At 73.2% G+C, this 6,065-nt stretch carries 6 protein-coding genes; 2 read left to right on the top strand and 4 right to left on the bottom strand.

What is annotated here, in order from left to right; translation table 11 throughout:
• Positions 1-814: 814 nt before the first annotated feature.
• The gene (locus tag ACFY07_RS28345; RefSeq protein WP_390872407.1) at positions 815-1,312 is read left to right on the top strand and encodes a hypothetical protein; all 498 of its coding nucleotides are present in this window, start codon (positions 815-817) and stop codon (positions 1,310-1,312) included.
• Between the two features lie 13 nt (positions 1,313-1,325).
• Here the strand turns inward: ACFY07_RS28345 and ACFY07_RS28340 are convergent, their stop codons facing one another.
• Together ACFY07_RS28340 and ACFY07_RS28335 are read right to left on the bottom strand one after the other, a co-directional pair.
• Complete coding sequence (locus ACFY07_RS28340; RefSeq protein WP_390872406.1) at positions 1,326-1,715, bottom strand: hypothetical protein; 390 nt, start codon at positions 1,713-1,715, stop codon at positions 1,326-1,328.
• Positions 1,716-1,962: 247 nt separating this feature from the next.
• A complete protein-coding gene (locus tag ACFY07_RS28335) occupies positions 1,963-2,814 on the bottom strand; it encodes a phosphotransferase family protein (protein ID WP_390872405.1) in 852 nt (283 codons plus the stop codon).
• Between the two features lie 279 nt (positions 2,815-3,093).
• On the opposite strand from ACFY07_RS28335, the gene ACFY07_RS28330 reads away from it, so the two are divergent.
• A complete protein-coding gene (locus tag ACFY07_RS28330) occupies positions 3,094-4,047 on the top strand; it encodes an aminoglycoside phosphotransferase family protein (RefSeq protein WP_390872404.1) in 954 nt (317 codons plus the stop codon).
• 38 nt (positions 4,048-4,085) lie between these two features.
• Here the strand turns inward: ACFY07_RS28330 and ACFY07_RS28325 are convergent, their stop codons facing one another.
• Positions 4,086-5,048: a MerR family transcriptional regulator gene (locus ACFY07_RS28325; protein ID WP_390872403.1), complete on the bottom strand. Its 963-nt coding sequence runs from the start codon at positions 5,046-5,048 to the stop codon at positions 4,086-4,088.
• A gap of 152 nt (positions 5,049-5,200) precedes the next feature.
• On the bottom strand, positions 5,201-5,770 hold the full coding sequence (locus tag ACFY07_RS28320) for a hypothetical protein (protein WP_390872402.1): 570 nt from the start codon (positions 5,768-5,770) through the stop codon (positions 5,201-5,203).
• Positions 5,771-6,065 lie beyond the last annotated feature (295 nt).

Genomic DNA, 6,065 nt, shown 5'->3' with positions numbered 1-6,065 from the left:
ATGCGTCCGGCGGGGACGTCCAGGACGGCGGAGATCGCGGCGGGGGTGGTGAACGTCTGCATCATGCTCTCCTCGCGTGCTCTTCGTTTCCGATGGAGGAAAAGCTACGTTGCGTTCGAGGATCGCGCAACACTTTCGTTGCGCAGGAAGTGCATCTATCCAGGTAAAGGATCGGTTTTCGTTGCAACGGTTGTGCATCTAACGCAATGACAGATGTCCGGGCCGTTGCATTGGAAGGGGAATGAACGCTACGTCGCCGCCCAGGAAGGGCCGCGGGGACGGGAGGGGGGCCACCCGGCCGGAGCCTCACCGGATCGCGCCCGGGCCGGTGCCACCGCTCCACCGACCACTCCGAGACCCGCAACGCGGCAGGGGCCTCCCAGCACCCGCCGACCATGACTTGATCGTCATCGAGCGGTCACCCCTCATGCCGCGGGAGTGCGCCGAGGACCGCGAGAGATTTCTCAAGATCCTCAACGGCGCGGGCCGGCAGCGGGGTCACCGCCCGGACCAGCCGGGCACGTCCTTCGATGCGCTGCTGCTGCAGACGCGGACATCGGTTCCGGTGCCTGGCGACCACTGCCGGGTGGGACCTCCGTTCGAAGGCGCTGCAGACGGGCGATCGAGCATGCGGGTTCACGTAGCCCCTGGTGGCCGTCGGCGCATCGGTCGCACCGGATGCGGAGCCGCCTGAGCCGGCGCAGCCGGACCGAGGAACGGGCGCGAAACCGTCCGCGGCGAGCGCGCCGGAGGGAGACGGCAGCCCCGCTGAGGGGCGGCCGAGTGATGGACTGCCTTTGGGCATCATGTCTCCATGGACTTCGCCCTCGATCCGCCCACCGGCATCGGCCCGCTGCGGATCGGCATGGCCCGGGACGCGGCCGCCGCGGCCCTGGACTCCCTCCGCGACCCCTCCGCAGTCTCCGGGTCAGACCGGCCGGGGCGGCACGTCGTCCGCCCCAGCGGACTGATGATCAGCATCGACTGCGCGCGGGACACCCTCGAAGCCGTCGAGCTCGGCAGGCCGTCGGCTGCGACGGACCGGGTGGTGTTCCGGGACCTGGACGTGTTCGCCCTTCCGGCCCGCGAGGTCGTCCGGCGCCTGCGCGCCCACACCCCCGTCGAGGCCGACCCCGACGACCCGGCCTCCTTCACCGCCCCGGACCTGCTGCTGGGCCTGTGGCGCCCGTTCGCGGCCGACGACGAGCCGGACGAGGAGCAGGGCCACTTCTTCAGCTCGGTCCTCCTGGCCCGGCCCGGCTACGACGACACCCCCGCCCAGGCCGCGGAACGGCTCCGGCAGAACCCGTGAGCGGCCACCGCTGTCACAGCAGGACGACGAGGGAGGCGAGGAGCAGGACGGCCGCGGTCGACAGTCCCAGGATGCGGTAGGGCCGCCACACGGCCGACGTCAGGGCGGCGGACCACACCGCTCCCACCACGACAGCCGACCACCGGCCGGCCACCGCCTGTGCGGCGACGACCGGGAACGGCGCCGGCAGGAGGGTGGGCGGGACCACCGCCAGCAGGGGGCGGATGCCGAGCAGCCGGTACGCCACGGTCAGCGCCACGAGCGCGACGACGAGGGAGGCCGGGACCGAGAGGACCGGCATCAGCGTCATGCAGAAGCTCTCCGCACCAGCGCATGTCCGGGTGTCGTAGCGGTACGCCCAGTCCACCATGCCGAGCGACAGGGAGGTGAGGGCGGCACCCACGGCAGCGGCGCCTGCGACGCGCGCGGCCGGAATCCCACCCGAGGGAGCCGCATGCCCCTCGTCCCGCTGCAGGCACGTGGTGTTCATCACGGCATCCTCCCGCTCGACGGCAACCGGGTCCTGAGTACGGATACTCAGAACCCGGTTTCGAGGACGAGGCGGTCGGCCGGTGACGGGCAGTGCTGACCGGTGCGTGCGGCGCCCCGTCAACGGCTTCGCGGACTCACCCCGCCTGCCGCAGTCGGCATCACCGGGTGGGGCCCCACCAGATGCGCCCGACGACGAGTTCCTCGAGTGCCTGGAGCCTGTCGGCGGCCATCCGCTCGGAGGTGTCGGGTTGTTCGAGCGCGATGCGCAGGTCGGAGGCGAGGTAGGCCGCTTCGCGGACCTCGCACTGCGCTCGGAGTTCTTCCAGGCAGGTCTCCGTCGCACCGGCGATGACGTCGAGGACGGCTTCCATGTGTGCGCCGCTGAACCGGGCGAGGAAGATCCAGTCGTCGGCCGGCTCGCCGAAACGGGCCCACTCGAAGTCCAGCAGGGCCGTCACGCCGCCCTGGTGCGCGAGCCAGTTGCCCCAGTGGCAGTCCGCGTGCACCGGGACGGCCGCCCGGGCGTGCTGTGGTGCACGCGCGGCGATCGCGGCCAGGCCGTCGAGCAGGGGGCGGGGCACGACTCCGCGCCGGTCCAGGGCGAAGAGTCCCTCGACCTCGGCGAGGAACGCGGACCTGCCGGTGAAACCGCCGTGGTCGAGGGGTTCCCTCAGCGTCCGCTCCGCGGAACCCGCCGGTGTCCAGGCGTGCAGTACACCGAGCCGCCGGACCGCCTCCTGCGCGAGCGAACGTGCGGTCGCCCCGTCCGCACCGGGCATGCCCATACCGGGGGCAACCCCGGGCACCCGGGCGTAGCAGGCGTAGCGGACCTCACGCTCCCCCAGCCGGTGGGACCCGCTGTCGAGCAGCGGGGCCGTGAGGCCGGCGGGCAGGTGGGAGGCGAGGGCGACCTCGCGGTCCAGGCGCGCGTGGCCGTCGGCGTCGATGAGCTTCACGACGACGTCCGCGCCGACGAAGACATGGTGGGAATCGCTGTCGGCAGGGGTCATGGGACCGGGGTCGCATCCCAGGGCCGCGGCTGCGATCGCCCGAGCGGTGGCGTGGGCGTGCCGCACGTCGTTCACCGACGGTCGCAGAGCCGGGCGGCCGGCGCCGTGCAGGGGCCGTTCACGCGACCGGGCCGAGGGGATGATGCCGACATCCCTGCATTCTAGAGAGGCCGGGCCTCCGCGCCATCCCACTTGATCAGTCTGTGACGGCCGGTCAGCACGGCGGCTTGACCGGCCGAGGACCAGGAGCGGGCCGCTGCCCGAGTACCGTGGCGCGGCATGACGCACACCGGGATCGAGATCACCGCGGAACTGGTCCGGGACCTGCTGCGGGAGCAGCACCCCGACCTGGCCGACCATCCCGTGCGCCTCGGCGCGCGGGGCTGGGACAACCAGCTGTGGCGGCTCGGCGACGAGCTCGCCGTCCGGCTGCCCTGGGCGACACGGTCCGCGGACGCCCTGCTGCGCAAGGAACACGCCTGGCTGCCCCTCCTGGCGCCGCGCCTGCCGCTGCCGGTCCCCGTCCCCCAGCGCCTCGGCGAGCCCTCCGCGCGGTTCCCGCACCCCTGGACCGTCACCACCTGGGTGCCCGGCGAGCCCGCCGACCGCGCCCCCGCCACCCGCGCCGCACCGGCAGCCGACACCATCGCCGCCTTCCTCACCGCCCTGCACCAGCCCGCTCCCGCCGGCGCGCCCGCCGGCCGCAACCGGGGCGGGCCGCCGGCCGGCCACGCCGAGGGGTTTCGCGGCGCGCTCGCCGAGGCCGTCGGACGGGGGCTGGTCCCCGACCCGGACGCCGTCCGCGCCGTGTGGGAGGACGCCGTGGCCGCGCCCGACTGGACGGGCCCGGCCGTGTGGCTCCACGGCGACCTGCACCCGGCCAACGTCCTCACCGCCGACGGCACCCTCTGCGGCGTCATCGACTTCGGCGACCTGTGCGCGGGCGACCCCGCCTGCGACCTCGCCGCCGCCTGGACCCTGCTCCCGGACGGCGCCGCCGACCGCTTCCACGCCGCCTACCGGCCCACCCCGGACCCCGCCACCCTGCGCCGCGCCCGCGGCTGGGCGGTCCTGCGCGCCCTCGCCTGCCTCCTCATCGCGGACGCCGGCGTCCACGGCCGCCCCGGCGGCAAGCCCACCTGGGGCCCACCCGCCCACGCCGCCCTGCGCCGCCTCACCGCAACCGCCCCCCGCCGGAGGCACGGCGCGCCCGCGAACCCGCTCCCAGGATGACGACGACGTTCACCGGCCGGTGGCGGCGGCGTTCTGCCTCATGGCCGACGGCCGCCTGTCCCCCGCCGTTCCAACCGGACGCGCACGGCCTGGGCGGCCCAGTCGAACACCGCCGACAGGCTCTCCGGAGCGGGCCAGCCGTTGATCACCGCGAGCACCTCGACGTACCGGTCCCGGCGCCGGTCGCCCATCCTCCCCAGACGGGCCAGCAGCAGGCGGCGCAGCTCGGCGTCGTCGGGGCGGCCGAGGACGTGCGCACAGTGGGCTGCAAGCGCCGCGACGACCGGGTCGGCTCGGGGCGAGGCCGGCTCGACGCCGTCAGCCAGGACGGGGCCGACCCGGTCACGGACGACCGCGCCGACGTCGCGGCGCAGGACTGCGGCGCCGCCTCGCGGCTGTTCGGTCGCATGGTCCTGAGCCATCCGTCGCACGCATGCGCGGAAGTCCGGGTCCATGGCCAGTTCGGCCCACTCCACCCACGCCCGGACCTGCTCCGCCTCAGGATCGCCGGACACCTCGGGTGTCATCGAGCGCCTGATCCCCGCGAACGCGGAGTCGGCGCCGAGGCCCTCGAAGACGGCATCGAGGAAGTCGCCGACCAGGCCTCGGCGTTCCTCCTCGGAGAGCCGGGCCAGTCTGTGCATGAGATCCGACTCTTCAGCGGTGAGCCCGCGCTCGGCCACCGCCGTCAGCACCGCGTACCGCAGACGCAGGACGCGGATCTGCACGGCCAGTGCTTCGGCGTGCACGGCGGCGACCTCGGGGACCGGGAGCTCCCGCTCCACGACCCTGCGGATCGTGGGCAGGTCCACTCCCAGGTCCCGCAGGGTGCGCACCAGGTCCAGGCGTGCTACGGCGTCGACGGTGTAGAGGCGGTAGCCGGCGGGGCTGCGTTCCACCGGCGCCACGATTCCCCGGTCGGAGTAGAACCGGATGGTCTTGACCGTCAGACCGGTCCGCCGGGCCAGTTCGCCGATCGGATGGAGCGTGTCACCGTCCATGGCCCCACTCTGGCGTCTCCCCCTACGGGAGACTCAAGCCCGTCCACCGGTCGACGGGTGATCACCTGCAGGTCTCGACCGTGTCCCTGCGCCGTGCGCATGCCGGGCAGGTGCCGTGACTGGAAAGGATCACCGTGTCGCGGCGCCCGGCTTCACCTCGTCCACGGCAGGCGGACGGCTTCGATCTCGGGGTCCGCGAGCAGCGCCTCGATGAGCAGGTGGGAGCCGCAGACCTTGGTGCCCCAGAGGTCGTAGTCGGTGCAGATGACCCAGGAGCGGTCTGCGGCCCACAGGTTGGATGGGGTGCACAGGATGTCCGGGTTGTCGAAGAGGGACTGGGCGTCACCCAGGCGTCCTGAGCGGACCTGCCCCTTTTCGAAGTCCAGCGCGATGATCGGGTTGTAGGACGCCAGGCAGGGAGTGTCTGCTCCCTGGGGGCTGTGAGCGGCGAGGAACCGCATCGGCTGGTCCCATGTCGGCCTGTCGAGACTGCCCTCGGCGGGCCATTCGACGAAGCCGGGTCGGATGCCGGCCGCTTTCGAGGAGGGAAAGCAGCGGTAGCAGGGGTACAGGCCCTGCGGCACGGCCGGATCGCCGATGCGGGCAGCCAACTCCGCCCAGCGCAGCCGCTCCCAACCCGGGCCGGGGTGCTCGCTCCGGCCCTGGGCGTGGTTGACCGACTCCCCCGCGGTACCCCCGCGCTCGTACATGCCGCCGAGCACCCAGGCAGCGTCGGGCCGCCCGGGTACCTCGTACCCGATGAGGCCGTCGTCCTCGGCGGTCCCGGCGAGCCAGTCGGTCTCGGAAGCAGGCGCGAGAGGCCACCGAGTGAGGATGTCATCGGGGATCCGGCCAGATTACGGGCCCGCGCGCGACCGGTGCCGCGGCCCGGTGAACCGTCGCCGCCAGAGCACTAGTGTCCCGAGTCAGGAATTTCGTTCATAAATGTAGACTGGGCTTGTGGCGCGGACGGGTCGGCCGAAGGCCGAGTTGGTGTTGTCGGACGAGGAGCGGGCC

Source organism: Streptomyces sp. NPDC001380, assembly GCF_042895785.1.
Lineage (GTDB): Bacteria > Actinomycetota > Actinomycetes > Streptomycetales > Streptomycetaceae > Peterkaempfera.
Note: the sequence above shows the minus strand (reverse complement) of the source record. Positions and strands in the feature narration are given on the sequence as shown.